15 protein-coding genes and 1 riboswitch are annotated in these 16,010 nt (G+C 70.3%); of the genes, 11 read left to right on the top strand and 4 right to left on the bottom strand.

The window, feature by feature from the left end; genetic code table 11:
- Positions 1 to 37: 37 nt before the first annotated feature.
- Positions 38 to 439, bottom strand: a complete 402-nt coding sequence (locus GCN81_RS03295) for a response regulator (RefSeq protein ID WP_156721910.1) — start codon at positions 437 to 439, stop codon at positions 38 to 40.
- 178 nt (positions 440 to 617) lie between these two features.
- On the opposite strand from GCN81_RS03295, the gene ctaE reads away from it, so the two are divergent.
- From ctaE to GCN81_RS03265, 6 genes are all read left to right on the top strand, one after another.
- Positions 618 to 1,235: an aa3-type cytochrome oxidase subunit III gene (gene ctaE / locus GCN81_RS03290; RefSeq protein WP_156721909.1), complete on the top strand. Its 618-nt coding sequence runs from the start codon at positions 618 to 620 to the stop codon at positions 1,233 to 1,235.
- Between the two features lie 65 nt (positions 1,236 to 1,300).
- Complete coding sequence (qcrC, locus tag GCN81_RS03285) at positions 1,301 to 2,113, top strand: cytochrome bc1 complex diheme cytochrome c subunit (protein WP_156721908.1); 813 nt, start codon at positions 1,301 to 1,303, stop codon at positions 2,111 to 2,113.
- Complete coding sequence (qcrA, locus tag GCN81_RS03280; RefSeq protein WP_156721907.1) at positions 2,110 to 3,165, top strand: cytochrome bc1 complex Rieske iron-sulfur subunit; 1,056 nt, start codon at positions 2,110 to 2,112, stop codon at positions 3,163 to 3,165. The genes qcrC and qcrA overlap by 4 nt, the downstream gene beginning before the upstream one ends.
- The gene (gene qcrB, locus GCN81_RS03275; protein WP_156721906.1) at positions 3,162 to 4,790 is read left to right on the top strand and encodes a cytochrome bc1 complex cytochrome b subunit; all 1,629 of its coding nucleotides are present in this window, start codon (positions 3,162 to 3,164) and stop codon (positions 4,788 to 4,790) included. Before qcrA ends, qcrB begins: the two co-directional genes overlap by 4 nt.
- Before the next feature lie 150 nt (positions 4,791 to 4,940).
- Positions 4,941 to 6,005, top strand: a complete 1,065-nt coding sequence (trpD, locus tag GCN81_RS03270) for an anthranilate phosphoribosyltransferase (RefSeq protein ID WP_156721905.1) — start codon at positions 4,941 to 4,943, stop codon at positions 6,003 to 6,005.
- 85 nt (positions 6,006 to 6,090) lie between these two features.
- Positions 6,091 to 6,208, top strand: a riboswitch (SAM riboswitch).
- Between the two features lie 172 nt (positions 6,209 to 6,380).
- The gene (locus GCN81_RS03265; RefSeq protein ID WP_156721904.1) at positions 6,381 to 7,745 is read left to right on the top strand and encodes an aminotransferase class V-fold PLP-dependent enzyme; all 1,365 of its coding nucleotides are present in this window, start codon (positions 6,381 to 6,383) and stop codon (positions 7,743 to 7,745) included.
- Positions 7,746 to 7,749: 4 nt separating this feature from the next.
- Here the strand turns inward: GCN81_RS03265 and GCN81_RS03260 are convergent, their stop codons facing one another.
- Both GCN81_RS03260 and GCN81_RS03255 read right to left on the bottom strand, forming a co-directional pair.
- The gene (locus GCN81_RS03260) at positions 7,750 to 8,031 is read right to left on the bottom strand and encodes an Lrp/AsnC family transcriptional regulator (RefSeq protein ID WP_156721903.1); all 282 of its coding nucleotides are present in this window, start codon (positions 8,029 to 8,031) and stop codon (positions 7,750 to 7,752) included.
- A complete protein-coding gene (locus GCN81_RS03255; protein WP_156721902.1) occupies positions 8,028 to 8,786 on the bottom strand; it encodes a rhomboid family intramembrane serine protease in 759 nt (252 codons plus the stop codon). Before GCN81_RS03255 ends, GCN81_RS03260 begins: the two co-directional genes overlap by 4 nt.
- Before the next feature lie 137 nt (positions 8,787 to 8,923).
- On the opposite strand from GCN81_RS03255, the gene GCN81_RS03250 reads away from it, so the two are divergent.
- The 5 genes from GCN81_RS03250 to GCN81_RS03230 all read left to right on the top strand — a co-directional run bounded on the left by GCN81_RS03250 (position 8,924) and on the right by GCN81_RS03230 (position 14,666).
- Entirely contained in the window at positions 8,924 to 9,163 is a 240-nt protein-coding gene (locus tag GCN81_RS03250) for a hypothetical protein (RefSeq protein WP_156721901.1), read from the top strand.
- A 35-nt stretch (positions 9,164 to 9,198) separates the two neighbouring features.
- Entirely contained in the window at positions 9,199 to 10,560 is a 1,362-nt protein-coding gene (locus GCN81_RS03245) for an NYN domain-containing protein (RefSeq protein WP_156721900.1), read from the top strand.
- 258 nt (positions 10,561 to 10,818) lie between these two features.
- Entirely contained in the window at positions 10,819 to 11,913 is a 1,095-nt protein-coding gene (locus GCN81_RS03240) for a C40 family peptidase (protein WP_156721899.1), read from the top strand.
- Positions 11,914 to 12,350: 437 nt separating this feature from the next.
- Positions 12,351 to 13,400 carry a C40 family peptidase gene (locus GCN81_RS03235; RefSeq protein WP_156721898.1) on the top strand — a complete coding sequence of 350 codons (1,050 nt, stop codon included), beginning with the start codon at positions 12,351 to 12,353 and terminating at the stop codon, positions 13,398 to 13,400.
- Positions 13,401 to 13,457: 57 nt separating this feature from the next.
- Positions 13,458 to 14,666, top strand: a complete 1,209-nt coding sequence (locus GCN81_RS03230) for a hypothetical protein (RefSeq protein WP_156721897.1) — start codon at positions 13,458 to 13,460, stop codon at positions 14,664 to 14,666.
- Here GCN81_RS03230 and GCN81_RS03225 read toward each other — a convergent pair.
- Entirely contained in the window at positions 14,642 to 15,871 is a 1,230-nt protein-coding gene (locus tag GCN81_RS03225; RefSeq protein WP_231626339.1) for a glycosyltransferase family 87 protein, read from the bottom strand. The two genes, GCN81_RS03230 and GCN81_RS03225, sit on opposite strands and share 25 nt — an antisense overlap.
- Between the last annotated feature and the right edge of the window lie 139 nt (positions 15,872 to 16,010).

The raw sequence follows: 16,010 nt of genomic DNA, 5'->3' as shown, positions 1-16,010 counted from the left end.
CCCGCGGCAGCGCCGCCGCGGGGACCCAGCGGGGCCCTCAGGCCTTCGCGAGCGCCTTGGTGCGCAGCAGGGCGGCCAGGGCCTCGGCGAACTCCACCGGGTCCACGGGCAGCGTCACAGCCGCCTCAGCGCGGCTCCAGGTGGCCAGCCAGGCATCCTGTGGGCGGCCCATCAGCAGCAGCACCGGCGGGCACTGGAAGATCTCGTCCTTCATCTGCCGGCAGACCCCCATACCGCCCATGGGCACCGCCTCGCCGTCCAGCACACAGACGTCGATGCCGCCCTGGTCGAGTTCCCTGATCACCGCGGCGGGCGTCGCGCACTCGATGAACTCGACTTCCGGCACGTCCGGTGCGGGCCTGCGCCCCGCCGCCAGCCGCACCTGCGCGCGGGTGTTCGAGTCGTCGCTGTAGACCAGGACCGTGGCGGTGGGCTGCATGGGTGCTCCGCTTCGTCGACAACATCGCTTCAGGAACCGATGCGCGGATGCTACTCCGTCACACACCCCGTCAACACCGCTACGGACAGGCCTTCGATGGGCCATCCGGGCTGGACATGGGGCGGGAACACTCCGAACAGCACCCCCCGGAGTGAGGGCGGGATAAGCGACCGACATAATGTCGGTCGTGGCGACAGTAACGACAGTAGATACCGGGCATGCACACCCGACGGTCAATCGACCGAACCTCACCAGCGTCGGAACCATCATCTGGCTGAGCTCCGAGCTGATGTTCTTCGCGGCCCTCTTCGCGATGTACTTCACCCTGCGATCGGTGACGGGTGCCGATTTCTGGTCCGGCAAGGCCGACATGCTCAACCTCCCGTTCGCGCTGACGAACACCGCGATCCTGGTGGCGTCCTCGCTGACCTGCCAGATGGGTGTCTTCGCGGCCGAGCGTGGCGATGTGAAGAAGCTCCGGGCGTGGTTCATCCTGACCTTCGTCATGGGCGCGATCTTCATCGGCGGCCAGGTCTTCGAGTACACCGAGCTGGTCCACGAGGGCCTCTCGATCTCGTCTGACGCCTATGGCTCGGCGTTCTACCTGACCACCGGCTTCCACGGCCTGCACGTGGCGGGAGGCCTCATCGCCTTCCTGCTGGTACTCGGCAGGACGTACGCGGCCAGGAGGTTCACCCATGATCAGGCAACGGCCGCCATCGTCGTGTCCTATTACTGGCACTTCGTCGATGTGGTCTGGATCGGCCTCTTCGCCACGATCTACCTGATCAAGTAACCGGGCACCGAGTCCGACACAGTCCAGAAGCACCGACGCAGAAGATCCTGACACCGGGGTAATCCGTGAAAAAGCTCTCCGCACGACGACGCCATCCGCTGGCGGCGGTCGTCGTCCTACTCTTCGCGCTGGCGGCCACCGGGGGGCTGTACGCCGTGTTCGCGCCCGCGGACCAGGCGCAGGCCGACGAGACCGCTCAGTCCCTCGCTATCGACGAGGGCAAGAAGCTCTACTCGGTGGGCTGCTCCAGCTGCCACGGGGCCAATGGCCAGGGCGGGTCCGACGGCCCGAGCCTGGCGGGTGTCGGCAGCGCGGCTGTCGACTTCCAGGTGGGCACCGGCCGCATGCCGGCCGCCACCTCGCAGGGCGCCCAGGTGCCGAAGAAGAAGAAGATCTACAGCCAGGCTGAGATCGACCAGCTCGCGGCGTACATCGCCTCGCTGGGTGTGGGGCCCACCGTCCCCAAGCCGGAGCAGTACAGCATCAAGGACGCCGACATCGGTCACGGTGGCGAGCTGTTCCGCAACAACTGCGCGCAGTGCCACAACTTCACCGGTGAGGGCGGCGCGCTGACGGAAGGCAAGTACGCCCCGAGCCTTGAGGGCGTCGATCCCAAGTACATCTACGAGGCGATGCAGACCGGCCCGCAGAACATGCCGTCCTTCCCCGACAGCACCATGCCGGAGGAGGCCAAGAAGGACATCATCGCGTACCTTGACGCGGTCAACGGCGAAGATACTCCGAACCCCGGTGGTCTCAAGCTGGGCGGCCTCGGCCCGGTCAGTGAGGGCCTGTTCGCCTGGATCTTCGGTCTCGGCGCTCTTGTCGCCACCGCCGTCTGGGTCGCCGCGCGGACCGCAAAGGCCAAGAAGTCATGAGTAGCCAAGACATTCCAGAGACGAGCCTGCCCCACGAGCAGGCCACCGAGTCGAGCGTGGCCACCCGCGTCGACAAGGATCCGTTCGCGGACCCGGGGCTGCCGCCCCATGAGCACCGCATCCAGGACATCGACGAGCGGGCCGCCAAGCGCTCCGAGCGCACGGTCGCCCTGCTGTTCACCGTGTCCATGCTGTCGACGGTCGCGTTCATCGCCTCCTTCGTGGCCTTCCCGATCGACAAGATCGTGTACATCTGGCCGTTCGGCCGGGTCAGTGCGCTGAACTTCTCGCTGGGACTGACCCTGGGTCTGGCGCTCTTCTGCATCGGCGCGGGTGCGGTCCACTGGGCCCGTACCCTGATGTCCGACGTGGAGGTCGCCGACGAGCGGCACGCCATCGAGGCCGAGCCCGAGGTCAAGGCCAAGGTCATGGCCGACTTCCGGCAGGGTGCCAAGGAGTCCGCGATCGGCCGTCGCAAGCTGATCCGGAACACCATGTTCGGCGCCCTGGCCCTGGTACCGCTCTCCGGCGTCGTACTGCTGCGTGACCTCGGTCCGCTGCCGGAGGACAAGCTGCGGCACACCAAGTGGGCCAAGGGCAAGCTCCTGGTGAACCAGAACACCAAGGAGCCGCTGCGCCCCGAGGACGTGGCGGTCGGTTCGCTGACCTTCGCCATGCCCGAGGGCATGGACGAGCACGACCACGGCTTCCTCAACGAGATCGCCAAGGCCGCCCTGATGGTCGTCCGCATGGAGCCGGACGACATCAAGGACAAGCGTGAACTCGAGTGGTCGCACGAAGGCATCGTCGCGTACTCGAAGATCTGCACCCATGTGGGCTGCCCGGTCAGCCTGTACGAGCAGCAGACGCACCACGTCCTCTGCCCGTGCCACCAGTCCACTTTCGACCTCACTGACGGTGCCCGAGTCATCTTCGGCCCGGCCGGTCACCCGCTGCCGCAGCTGCGCATCGGTGTGTCCGAGGAGGGCTACCTCCAGGCGCTCGGCGACTTCGAAGAGCCCGTCGGTCCGTCCTTCTGGGAGCGCGGATGAGTACCGCAACAGACACCAAGCGCAAGGCCCCGGCGGGCGAGCGGGTCGCCGACTGGGCTGATGGCCGGCTGGGCATCTACAGCCTGGCCAAGGCCAACATGCGGAAGATCTTTCCGGACCACTGGTCCTTCATGCTCGGTGAGGTCGCCCTCTACACGTTCATCATCATCATCCTCACGGGTGTGTACCTGACCCTGTTCTTCCACCCCTCGATGAACGAGGTGGAGTACGCGGGTTCGTACGTCCCGATGCAGGGCGTGCTGATGAGTGAGGCCTACGCCTCGACGCTGGACATCAGCTTCGATGTCCGCGGCGGTCTGCTCATCCGGCAGATCCACCACTGGGCCGCCCTGATCTTCCTCGCGGCGATGTTCGTGCACATGATGCGCGTCTTCTTCACGGGCGCCTTCCGCAAGCCGCGTGAGATCAACTGGCTGTTCGGCTTCCTGCTGTTCGTCCTCGGCATGTTCACCGGCTTCACCGGTTACTCGCTCCCGGACGACCTGCTCTCGGGTACCGGTGTCCGCTTCACGCAGGGCGCGATCCTGTCCGTACCGGTCGTCGGTACGTACATCTCGATGTTCCTGTTCGGCGGCGAGTTCCCCGGCACCGACATGATCGCCCGGTTCTACTCGATCCACATCCTGCTGCTGCCGGGCATCATGCTCGGCCTGGTCGTGGCCCACCTGATCCTGGTCTTCTACCACAAGCACACGCAGTTCGGCGGTGCGGGCAAGACCAACAAGAACGTCGTCGGTATGCCGCTGCTGCCGGTCTACATGGCCAAGGCCGGAGGCTTCTTCTTCCTGGTCTTCGGCATCATCGCGGCCATCGCGGCGATCGCCTCGATCAACCCGATCTGGGCCCTTGGGCCCTACCGTCCCGACATGGTGTCCACCGGCGCCCAGCCCGACTGGTACATGGGCTTCGCCGAGGGGCTGATCCGCTTCATGCCGGGCTGGGAGATCGTCCTGTGGGACAGCTACACCCTCAACCTGGGTGTGTTCATCCCGCTGGTGATCTTCCCGCTGTTCCTCACCGCGATCGCGGTCTACCCGTTCATCGAGTCCTGGATCACCAAGGACAAGCGCGAGCACCACATCCTGGACCGCCCACGCAACGCCCCGACGCGCACCGCCTTCGGTGCCGCCTGGATCGCGGCGTACTTCATCATGCTGATCGGTGGTGGCAACGACCTGTGGGCCACCCACTTCAGCCTGTCGATCAACTCCATCACCTGGTTCGTGCGGATCTTCTTCATCGCCGGACCGATCCTGGTGTTCATCGCGACGAAGCGGATCTGCCTGGGTCTCCAGCGGCGCGACCGCGACAAGGTGCTGCACGGTCGCGAGACCGGCATCATCAAGCGGCTGCCGCACGGTGAGTTCATCGAGGTGCACGAGCCGCTCAGCCCGGAGGAGCTGCACCGGCTCACGGCACACGAGCAGTACACGGCCGGTGAGATCGGCCCGCTGGTCGACGAGAACGGCGTGAAGCGCAAGGTCTCGATGCTCGAGAAGTTCCGGGTGAAGCTCTCCAAGGGCTACTACGCCGAGGGAAACCAGATCCCCAAGGCGACCGCCGAGGAGTACGAGGAGATCACCAGTGGCCACGGCCACCACTGAGATCCTGAACTGATCATCTGATCGCCACGGCTCTGAGCCCCGTCCATCCGCTGGACGGGGCTCTTTGCCGCCCCGGAGCTTGGCTAGGCTGAGTGGCATCCGAATCCGTTGCACGCACGCAACGCACGCCGTAGGACACCAGGAGCGACCATGAGCGCTGTGCACCCCGCTGGAGGCGACACCGCGGCGGGCCGTACCTGGCCCGACGTACTGAACGGCTTGCTTGAGGGGCGCGACCAGAGCGCGGACGACACCGCGTGGGCGATGGACCGCATCATGCGGGGCGAGGCGACCGACGCGCAGATCGCGGGCTTCGCGGTGGCGCTGCGCGCGAAGGGCGAGACCGTGGAGGAGATCTCCGGTCTGGTCCGCACCATGTACGAGCACGCCAGGGTGATCGAGGTGCCGGGGCCCGCCGTCGACATCGTCGGCACCGGCGGCGACGGCGCCAAGACCGTCAACATCTCCACCATGTCCGCGATCGTGGTCGCCGGAACGGGCACGAAGGTCGTCAAGCACGGCAACCGCGCCGCGTCGTCGGCTTCCGGTGCGTCCGACGTCCTGGAAAAACTGGGTGTCAACCTGGAGTTGACGCCGCAGCGGGTGGCCGAGGTCGCCGACGAGGCCGGAGTCACCTTCTGCTTCGCGGTGAAGTTCCACCCCGCGCTGCGCCATGTGGCCGCCGCGCGCAAGGAGCTGGGCATCAGGACCACCTTCAACTTCCTGGGGCCGCTGACCAATCCGGCCCGGGTACGAGCCCAGGCGACCGGCGTCGCGGACGCCCGGATGGCGCCGATCCTCGCCGGTGTACTGGCCGAGCGCGGCTCGTCCGCGCTGGTCTTCCGTGGCGACGACGGCCTCGACGAGCTGACCACCACCGCGACCTCGCGGGTATGGGTGGTACGGGACGGGCGGGTCCGCGAGGAGGCCTTCGACCCTCGCGACGTCGGCCTGGAGCTGGTGCCGGTCGAGGCGCTGCGCGGGGCCGACGCCTCGTACAACGCGGATGTGGCGCTGCGGCTGCTGGCCGGTGAGACCGGGCCCGTACGCGACGCGGTGCTGCTCAACTCGGCGGCCGCGCTGGTGGCCCTGGACCCGACGGACGCGCCGCTGCCAGAGCAGCTCAGCGCGGCGATGGCCAGGGCCGCGGAGGCGATCGACTCCGGTGCGGCCAAGCGGGCGCTTGAGCGCTGGGTGGCCGCCAGCAACGCCTGATGGCGACCCCCGCATGAGCCAAGGCGCGGTCCGGATTCTGGACCGCGCCTTGCGCATGCAAGATCGTGTGGCAAGATGCTGCTCAGGTCATGAGTGACAGCGACTACGGCCCCGGCCCGCTGTCCGGCAACCCTCCGTCCGTGGCGGGGTGCCCCGGGTGAAGACCAGGCCGCAGGCAGCGAGGTCTGCGGCAAGCGCGGACCCCTGCACACCCTGGGGTCCTGGTCCTCAAGGGAGCAGTCTCGTGAGCAAGCGAATGCGATAGGGCTTCACGCCCCACTTCCGCACACTCTTTTTCTCTCTTTCTCCTGCGCCGACGTGTATCCAAGCCGTCGCTCGCGCGGAGCTTTCGCCTGCCTCACCAGGGAGTTCGCCATGTCTGTCGCCACCGCTGCCGCCCCCGCCACCTGTACGCTGCCCGTTCTCGGCCGGGACGTGACCGTCCCGCTCGTCACCGGGGGCGAGGTCACCTACGCCGCGCTCGACTACGCCGCCAGCGCGCCCGCCCTGCAGCGGGTCTGGGACGACGTCGCCGCGTACGCGCCGTACTACGGCAGCGTGCACCGGGGCGCCGGATACCTCTCGCAGCTCTCCACGGACCTGTTCGAGAACGCCCGGCGCACCGTCGCCGAGTTCCTCGGCTGCCGCGCGGGGGACCAGGTCGTCTTCACCCGCTCGACCACCGACTCGCTGAACCTGCTGGCCGCCGCGCTGCCCGCCGACTGCGAGGTCTTCGTCTTCGAGACCGAGCACCACGCCTCGCTGCTGCCCTGGCGGGACGGCCGCGTCAGCTACCTGAACGCGCCGCGCACCCCGCGGCAGGCCGTCGCCACGCTGGAGCGCGCCCTCGCCGACCGCGCCCCGCACGGCCCCGCGCTGGTGTGCGTCACCGGCGCCTCCAACGTCACCGGTGAGCTGTGGCCCGTACGGGAGCTGGCCGCGGCGGCGCACGCCCACGGGGCCCGGATCGTGCTCGACGCCGCCCAGCTTGCCCCCCACCACCCGGTGGACATCGCCGAGTTGGACGTCGACTGGGTCGCCTTCTCCGGGCACAAGCTGTACGCGCCCTTCGGGTCCGGCGTGCTCGCGGGCCGCTCCGACTGGCTGCGGGCCGCCGAGCCGTACCTGGCGGGCGGCGGGGCGTCCAAGACGGTCGCCCGGCGCCCCGACGGCGGCGTTGACGTGGAGTGGCACACCACCGCCGCGCGCCACGAGGCCGGTTCACCCAACGTCATCGGGGCGTACGCGATCGCCTCGGCCTGCGAGGCTCTGACCGGCGTCGGGTTCGACGCGCTGGTGGAGCGCGAGCAGCGGCTGATCGCCCAGGTACGCGAGGGTCTCGCGGCCGTGCCGGAGGTGAGGGTGCTCTCGCTCTTCGGCGATGACGCGCCCCGGGTCGGCGTCCTGTCCTTCGTGGTCCAGGGGTGGAACAGCTCGCACTTCGCGGCCGCGCTGTCGGCCGAGTACGGCATCGGCGTACGCGACGGCCTGTTCTGCGCCCACCCCCTGGTCCGTACGCTGCTCGGCGGCGACCCACAGGAGCAGGGGGAGTGCGGGGCCCCCGAGGCGGCGCCCGGCACCAGGGCGCTGAACGCGATCCGGGTGAGCTTCGGCGCGGGCACCCCGGACGAGCATGTGGAGCGGTTCGTCCGGGCCGTCCGTGAACTCGTCCGGGGCGGGGCCCGCTGGAGCTACCGCACCGAGGACGGCCGCTGCGTGCCGGACACGACGGTCGCGTAGGGCCTCAGGAGTCGAGTCCGATCGCGAACGCCGCCTCCAGGTCGTGCTGGGAGTAGGTGCGGAACGCGACATGCGTGTCCGTGGCCCGCACCCCCGGGATCTTGCTGATGCTGCCCGGGATGACGTCCGCCAGGTCGTCATGCGACGTGACGCGCACCATAGCGATCAGGTCGTAGGTGCCGGTCACGGAGAAGACCTCGCTGACGCTGTCCAGCGAGGCGATCGACTCCGCGATCTCCGGGATGCGGTCCACGCTGGTCTTGATGAGCACGATCGCGGTGATCACGGCTTGCTGTCTCCCTCGGTGGCCGTCGCTGGGGTGCTCACTCTAGTCCTCCGCGCCTGGAGCACCCAGGCGCAGCCGAAGCCCAGCGCGAACCCCGCCAGGTGCGCCAGGTACGCCACCGTCGGCCCCTCGCTGTCCCGGCGCGCGGCCAGCCACTGGAGCGCCACCCAGAAGGGCAGCACCAGCCAGGCGGGAAAGCGCAGCGGCAGGAAGAACAGAAACGGGAAGAGGCTGGTGACCCGGGCCTTCGGGAAGAGCCGCAGGAAGCCGCCGAGCACCGCGGAGATCGCCCCGGAGGCCCCTACCAGGCTCTGCGTCGATCCGGCGTTGGCGAGCGCGTACACGCACAGGGCCAGGGCCCCGCAGCCGACGTAGAACAGGGCGAAACGGAGATGCCCCAGGCGCTCCTCGGTCATCACGCCGAAGACGTACAGGAAGAGCATGTTGCCCAGCAGGTGGAGCCAGCTGGCGTGCACGAAGAGCGCGGTGACCGGGGTGACAGCGGCCCGTGCCGAGCCGCTGAGCAGCTCGGCCGGGATCACGCCCCAGCGCGCGAAGTAGTCGCGCTGGGCGGCGAGCAGCTGTTCGCCAGTGCCATAGGCGGGATTGAGCCCGGAGGCCGGTGACACGACGAAGACGGCGCAGCACAGGGCGATCACGCCGTACGTCATGACGGGCCCGCGTCCGGTGGCCAGCCGGGCGCCCAGGTCTCTGGCAGCCCGCCAGGCCCTCCTCTTGTCGACCTTATCGATCATGGACAGATCCTGACGTAACCGGACCGAACCGCATAGACCGCCTCGCCGTACCGATGCCGTCCGCGCGGCCCTCCGTCAGGCCGTAGGGTTACCCGCAGGACCAGCGACCGACATCTGACGGAAGGCCTCCAGCCACCATGACGGTTCCCCTGCCGACCGCCGAGACGCGATGGCGCTGCACGCTGTGCGGCAACCTCACGCGTTTCGACGTGACCCGCTCGTCGAAGGTCGTGGAGTACGTACACCTCGACATGGCGGGTGAGCCCAAGGTGGAGGAGCGCGAGGTGGTCAGTGAGACCATCGAGTCAGTGCGCTGCCGCTGGTGTAACGCGGTGGATCAGGTGGAACTGGTGGACAGGCCGGGCGCGGACTCCTGAGGGAGCCGCCCCGCACGGGTAGTGGGGTGTGACGGATGGTGGAGGCGGCAAGCGGTGCTGAGCCGGCCGGCCCTGCCGACGGCTCCGCCGAGGTGCTCGACCGCCCGCTGCCCGAAGGCGTACGCCGCCGGGTCGTCGCGATCGTCTCGGACGGCTTCGGCGGGCTGACCGTCTCCGAACTCCCCGCCCAGCTCCGCCAGTACGCCCGGTTCACGCCGTCCAGGCGGCTGAAGTTCGCGGGTAACGCGATGGCCGCGGCCGTGGAGACCGAACCCCTCTTCCGGCAGCGGATCGCCGAGCGTCTCAGAGAGGCCCAGCCCGAGCTGGTCCGCGCCCTGGAGGCAGGATCGCCGCCCCCGGCCGCCGACCCCCTCGACGTGGCGGCGGCGGCCTATGTGCTGCGCCTCACGGGCTGGGTGAAGCTCGTGACCGCGGCGGGCGAGGAGGCCCAGCGCGCTGACGCGGAGCGCGTCGACGAGGAGACCAGGGCGGAGCTGGAGCGGCTGCGGCACGAGGTCACCGAGCTGCGCGAGCGCTCCCGGGCCGAGACCGAACGGCTGCGCGCCGATCTGGAAGCCGCGAGGAAGGAAGCGGAATCGCTTCATCGCAAGCTGCGCAGCGCCCTCAGTGACGTCAAGCGGGGCGAGGCCGCGCTGCGCAAGGCCGCCGCCGAGACCGAGTCCGTACGGGCCGAGAACCAGACCCAGCTGTCGGCGGCTGACAGCGAGGCGCGTCGGCTCAAGGCGCGGCTCGGTGAGGCCGAGGCGGCGCTGGAGGCCAGCCGCAGGGCGGTGCGCGAGGGCCGCTCCATCGAGGACATGCGGGTGCGGCTGCTGCTGGACACCCTGCTGGAGTCGGCCCAGGGCCTGCGCCGTGAGCTGGCGCTGCCCCCGGTGTCGCTGCATCCCGCGGAGACCGTGGACGCCGTCGAGCCGGGCCGGATGACGCCCAAGGACATCGCCGCCCGCGCCCTCTCCGAGAGCGATCCGGCCATCCTGGACCAGCTGCTCACGCTGCCCCAGGCCCATCTGGTGGTGGACGGCTACAACGTCACCAAGACCGGCTACCCCACGATGCCGCTGGAGAAGCAGCGGCTACGGCTGCTCGGCAGTCTCTCCGCGCTCGCGGCCCAGACTGGGGCCGAGGTGACCTGCGTCTTCGACGGCGCGGAGCTGGCCGCCCCGGTGCTGCTCGCACCGCCGCGCGGTGTGCGGGTGCTGTTCTCCAAGCCGGGTGTGACGGCGGACGAGCTGATCCGTCAGCTGGTGCGCGCCGAACCGCCGGGGCGACCGGTGACGGTGGTCTCGACCGACCGTGAGGTGGCCGACGGTGTCGCCAGGGCCGGGGCGCGCCCGGTCGCGTCCGCGGTGCTCCTCAAGCGGCTTTCGAGGAGCTAGTCAACTCCTGGGGCTAATGCCCGAATTCGGCGGTTGATCGCGCGACCTAGCGTCAACCTGTCATTACCGCATGTGCGTTGTAGGTAAAGATTGCATTCGGCGACCGACTTTTTCCTCTTCAGGATTTGAACTGATCGCATCGGGGTCATTAGGGTCTGGGCTCGAACCTTCGCACGGTTGATCACTCATACGGGGTGACGGTGAGGGTCCCGCCCGCCGGGTAGCGGTAGGCGGCTGGAGGAAGAAGGAGCCGCCTTCGTGGCGACCCACCGTCGACCCAAGCAGCCGAGCCGTACCCGCGTCACCGTGCTGACCGCGACCGCCGCCGCTGCCGTCGCTCTCACCTCGCAGGCCGCGCAGGCGGACCCGAAGCCGTCCAAGAAGGACGTCAAGGCGAAGGTCGACAAGCTCTATCAGGAGGCCGAGCGCGCCACCGAGAAGTACAACGGCGCCAAGGACAAGCAGGGCAAGCTCGAAAAGCAGATCGAGCGCGTACAGGACAAGGTCGCCCGCGGTCAGGGCGAGCTCAACGACCTGCGCCACGGCCTCGGTTCGCTGGCCACGGCCCAGTACCGCTCGGGCGGCATCGACCCCTCCGTGCAGCTCTTCCTCTCGTCCGACCCGGACACCTATCTTGACGAGGCCTCCGCGCTCGACCAGTTGAGCGGCAAGCAGGCCGACGCCCTGAAGAAGATCCAGTCGAAGCAGCGCACCCTCGCGCAGCAGCGCTCGGAGGCCACCGGCAAGCTGGAGGACCTCGGGGAGACCCGCAAGCTGCTCGGCGAGAAGAAGAAGGAAGTCCAGGGCAAGCTGGCCGAGGCGCAGCGGCTGCTGAACACCCTGACCGCCGAAGAGCGTCAGAAGCTCAAGGAAGAGGAGCAGCGGGCCAGTCGCGCCGCCGCGGAGCGGGCGGCCCAAAGCGCGCCCGAGACCAAGTCGGGCAGTTCCGACACTGGCGGCTCGGCCAGCGCGGGCAACGGCTCCGGGAGCGCGGCTCCCGGCAGCGGCCGCGCCTCCTCCGCGTACTCCGCGGCCCAGAGCAAGCTGGGCTCGCCGTACATCTACGGCGCCAACGGCCCCAGCTCCTTCGACTGCTCCGGGCTCACCTCGTGGGCGTTCGCGCAGGCCGGGGTGCAGATACCCCGGATCTCGCAGGACCAGGCGAACATCGGCACCCGGATCAGCTCGCAGAGCGACCTCAAGGTCGGCGACCTGGTGTTCTTCTACAACGACCTGCACCACGTCGGCTTCTACGCGGGCAACGGCCAGATCCTGCACGCGCCCAAGCCGGGCACCGTGGTGCGCTACGAGTCGATCAACAACATGCCGTACATGTTCGGCGTACGCGTCTGAGGGCCCGTCTCTGACCCTCCGGGCCGCTCAGCAAGCGCTTGACGCGCCCTCCGAACGGGCGAATTCCCTGATCGTGTGCTGACCCCACGCCCCGCCGCCGACCTGCGTCGACGGCGGGGCGTCGTGTTGTACGTGCCCTGCGGGCCGCTTGGCCGCGTGATAGCTTCCGCGCTGTTCGTCGGTGACAGCTGTCGGGCCTACCGCCGGACGGGCGGGAAGTGACGCCTGTGGAGGCCCGCGTCAGACCGGAGTCCTGATTTCCGGCCAGGGCCTGCGAAGCAGGAACCCGCCGGGAGTCGCTCCGCGAAGTGGAGCGGCAGACCGGGTTCCCTGGCCCGAGGGCTGAGGAGGACGTCCATGTCTGCCGCTGATTCCCGGCAGCCCCGCCGCCCTCCCGGGTGGCGGGGGCAGCGGCCCAGGAAGGAGAGCTGTTTCTCGTGGCGTCTCATCGCCGTCCCTCGCAGTTCGGTCTTACCGGTGTCGCCGGATTTGACCGCGGTGCCCGTGTCACCGCCCTGTCAGCCGCCGCGGCGGCGACCGCGGCGGCCCTCGCCGCGACACCGGCCAGCGCGGAGCCCCAGGACACCCCGCGCGACACCCGGGCCGAGGTGGACCGGCTGTACGCGGATGCCGAGCGGGCGACGGAGGCGTACAACAAGGCCGACGAGCGCGCGGGCACCCTGCGCCGCGAGGTCACCCGGATCAGGGACAGCGTCGCCCGTGGGCAGGAGCGCATCAACACCATGCGCGGCGCGCTGGGCTCGCTCGCCGGAGCCCAGTACCGCTCCGGGGGCATCGACCCCACCCTGTCCCTGGTCCTCTCCGAGGACCCGGACAGCTATCTCGACAAGGCCAGCACCCTCGACCGCATCAGCTCCCGGCAGGTGAGTGAGCTCGCCGAACTCCAGGAAGCCCAGCGCCAGCTCGCGCAGCAGCGCGCCGAGGCCACCCGCAAGCTGGCCGAACTGGAGAAGTCACGCGCCGCCGTGACCCGTCACAAGCGCACCGTCGAGGGCAAGCTGGCCAAGGCCCAGCGGCTGCTGAACTCGCTGACCGCGCGGGAGCGTGCCGAGCGGGCCGAGAGCGACCGGGCCTCACGCTCCGAGGCCCGCCCGGACGCGCCCCCCGTGGCGCCCGCGTCGGGTCGCTCCGCGAGCGCGGTCTCGGCCGCCCGCCAGGCCGTCGGGCGGCCCTATGTGTGGGGCGCCAACGGACCGCACGGCTTCGACTGCTCGGGGCTCACGCAGTGGGCGTACGGGCAGGCGGGGGTCGGCCTGCCGCGCACCTCGCAGGCGCAGCGCGTCGCCGGGCGGCAGGTACCGCTGGACCAGGCACAGCCCGGCGACCTCGTCACCTACCGGGGCGACGCCAGCCACATCGGGATGTACGTGGGCAACGGCCAGGTCGTCCACGCGCCGTACCCCGGCGCCCCGGTCCGCTACGACCCGGTGGGCATGATGCCGATCAACTCCGTGACGCGGGTCTGACTACGTCCGGCCCGCCGGGGCGGTCCGCTTCCCGCGCGTAGCTCGTACGATCGGTGGATGTCCGGGAGCAGGCGTACGCGCGCGTGGCTGGCGGGGCTGCTCTGCCTGCTGGCCCTCGCCTTCGGCACCTCCTGCGGCGGCCCCGCCGGGCAGGACTCCGCGACCGAGGCCGTCGAGCGGCTGCTTGACCGGCGCGCGGCGGCGGTGCTCGAACGGGACGAGGCGGCCTATCTGGCCACCGGCGTGCCCGGCACCGCGCGGCGCGATGACGAGTTCCGCAATATCGCGCAGGTGCCGCTCGGCTCCTGGGAGTACCGGCTGAACCGGCTCGACCGCTCCGGGGCGACGGCCACCGCGGCCGTCCAGCTCCGCTACCGCCTCGACGGGCACGACCGGGCCCCACAGGTCACGTCCCGCACCCTCGACCTCGCCGAGCGCGACGGCCGGTGGTACGTGACCGCGGAGCGCCCCGACCGGGGCGCGACCCAGCAGCTGTGGGAGCAGGGCCCCGTCACCGCCGTGCACGGCGAGCGCAGCCTCGTACTCGGCGCCGGTCCGTCCCGGGAGCGGCTGCGGGGCTACGCGGACCTCGCCGACCGCGCGGTGCCCCAGGTGCACGACGCCTGGGGGCGCGACTGGCCGGGCCGGGTGGTGGTGCTGGTGCCCGGGTCCCTGGACGCGATGGCGGGGCTGCTCGGGGCGGACGCCGCCGGATACCGGGGGATCGCGGCGGTCACCACAGGCGACGTCGACGGCTCCAAGAAGGCGCCAGCCGACCGGGTCATCATCAACCCCGAGGCGTACGACGTCCTGGGTGACCTGGGCCAACAGCTCGTCCTCACGCACGAGACGACCCATGTCGCGACCCGCGCCCACACCTCGGCGGCGACCCCGCTGTGGCTGTCGGAGGGCTTCGCCGACTGGGTCGCGTACCGCGGCTCGGGGCGCGGCCCGCAGCGGATCGCCCCCGAGCTGACGCGCGCGGTCCAGCGCGGCGACCTCCCGGCCGCGCTGCCGACCGACGAGGACTTCGCCTTCACCGGGGACGCCGGGCGGCTGGCCCAGGCGTACGAGGGCGGCTGGCTGGCCTCCCGGATGATCGCCGGGCGCTGGGGCGAGGAGAAGCTGCTGGCCTTCTACCAGGCGGTCGGCGAGCACAAGAGACGGGCCGGGGCGGTCGAGGCGGCGCTGCGCGACGTACTCGACACGACACCGGGGGAGTTCACGGCGGACTGGCGCGCCTACCTCCGCGACCAGCTGGGCTGACCCGGCCCGCGGCCTGCTACCGCCGCTGGCGCTCGCGCGGGCCGGGCCGTGTCGTCGGGTGCGTGCCCGGCGTCTTCGGAGTGTGGCGGGGTAGGTAGCACGGTCCACACCCACAGGCGACGGCACGCCACCAGCGTCGCGGCGACCAGCAGGCCGTTGCGTACGGCCAGCAGGAGCACGCCGCGCCAGTCGCTGGTCACCACATGGGCGAACCAGACCGGGAACTCCCAGAAGGTGAGCGCGGTCGCGGCCAGCGTCAGGAACGCGGGCAGCGCCATCCGGCTGGAGCGGAACGTCAGGCACACCGCCGCGAGCCCGACCAGCCACAGGAGGTACTGCGGGCTGAGCACGCGGCTGGTCACGGTGAACAGGAGCACCGCCGCGAACGCCGCGTCGCTGACGGTGCTCGGAGACCAGGCGCGGGCGCGCACGCGCCACCACACCAGCCAGCCGAACGCCAGGACGGACAGGCTCTGGGCGACGGCGCTGACCAGCGGGACGTACGGGCCGAGGAACTCCACGGAGCCGTAGTTGAGCCGTACCTCCCCCTGCCAGCCGAAGTGCCGGGCGACATGGAAGACCAGCGAGCCCAGCGACTCCACCTCGGTACCACGGTCGCGCTGGAAACCCAGGAACGCCAGCGCCCCCGGCATCGCCACCACGAACACCAGGGTCACCGCGCCCGCCGTACCGGCCGCCGTGGCCCACGCCCGCCGGGTGTCGCGCCCGCGCGCGGTGCCGATCAGCAACAGCACCGGCCACACCTTCAGCAGCGCCCCGAACCCCGCCAGCGCGCCGAGCACGCGGGGATGGCGGGCGCCCGCGAGGAGCGCCATGACCGCCACGGCCGTCACCATCAGGTCGTACCGGGCGTAGGCGGTGGGCCCCAGGAGCGGCACCCCCGCCACCCAGACCCAGGCCCCCGCCCGCCGCTTGCCCGGCCGCCCGCCCGCGTACAGCAGCAGGCCGAGCACCAGGGCGTCGCACAGGCACACCAGGACGAAGAAGGCGGTGGGGTAGTCGAGGAAGGACAGGGCCGTGGGGGAGAGGATGGCGAGCGCGGCGGCCGGAGGGTACTGCCAGGTGACGTCGTCCAGCGGGAAGGTGCCGGTACGCAGGATCTCGAACCAGTTGTGGTAGATCACCGAAACGTCGCTGGTCACGTCCGGGCCCGGCACCGTGAACACCTTCAGGACCCACAGCATCAGCAGCGCCCTGGTCGCCGCCCAGGCCGCCGCCACGAGCCAGACCGGGCCCGGGATCCGGCCGGGCCGTACGGTCTCAGGGGCCCTCGTGTCCCGTACGCCCGTCATGCGCACCTCGCCTGGTTCATGTGGTCATGTG

It is taken from the genome of Streptomyces apocyni, from assembly GCF_009739465.1.
Taxonomy (GTDB): Bacteria; Actinomycetota; Actinomycetes; order Streptomycetales; family Streptomycetaceae; genus Streptomyces; species Streptomyces apocyni.
The sequence above is the reverse complement of the archived record's forward strand: the minus strand, read 5'-3'. Positions and strand labels throughout refer to the sequence as shown.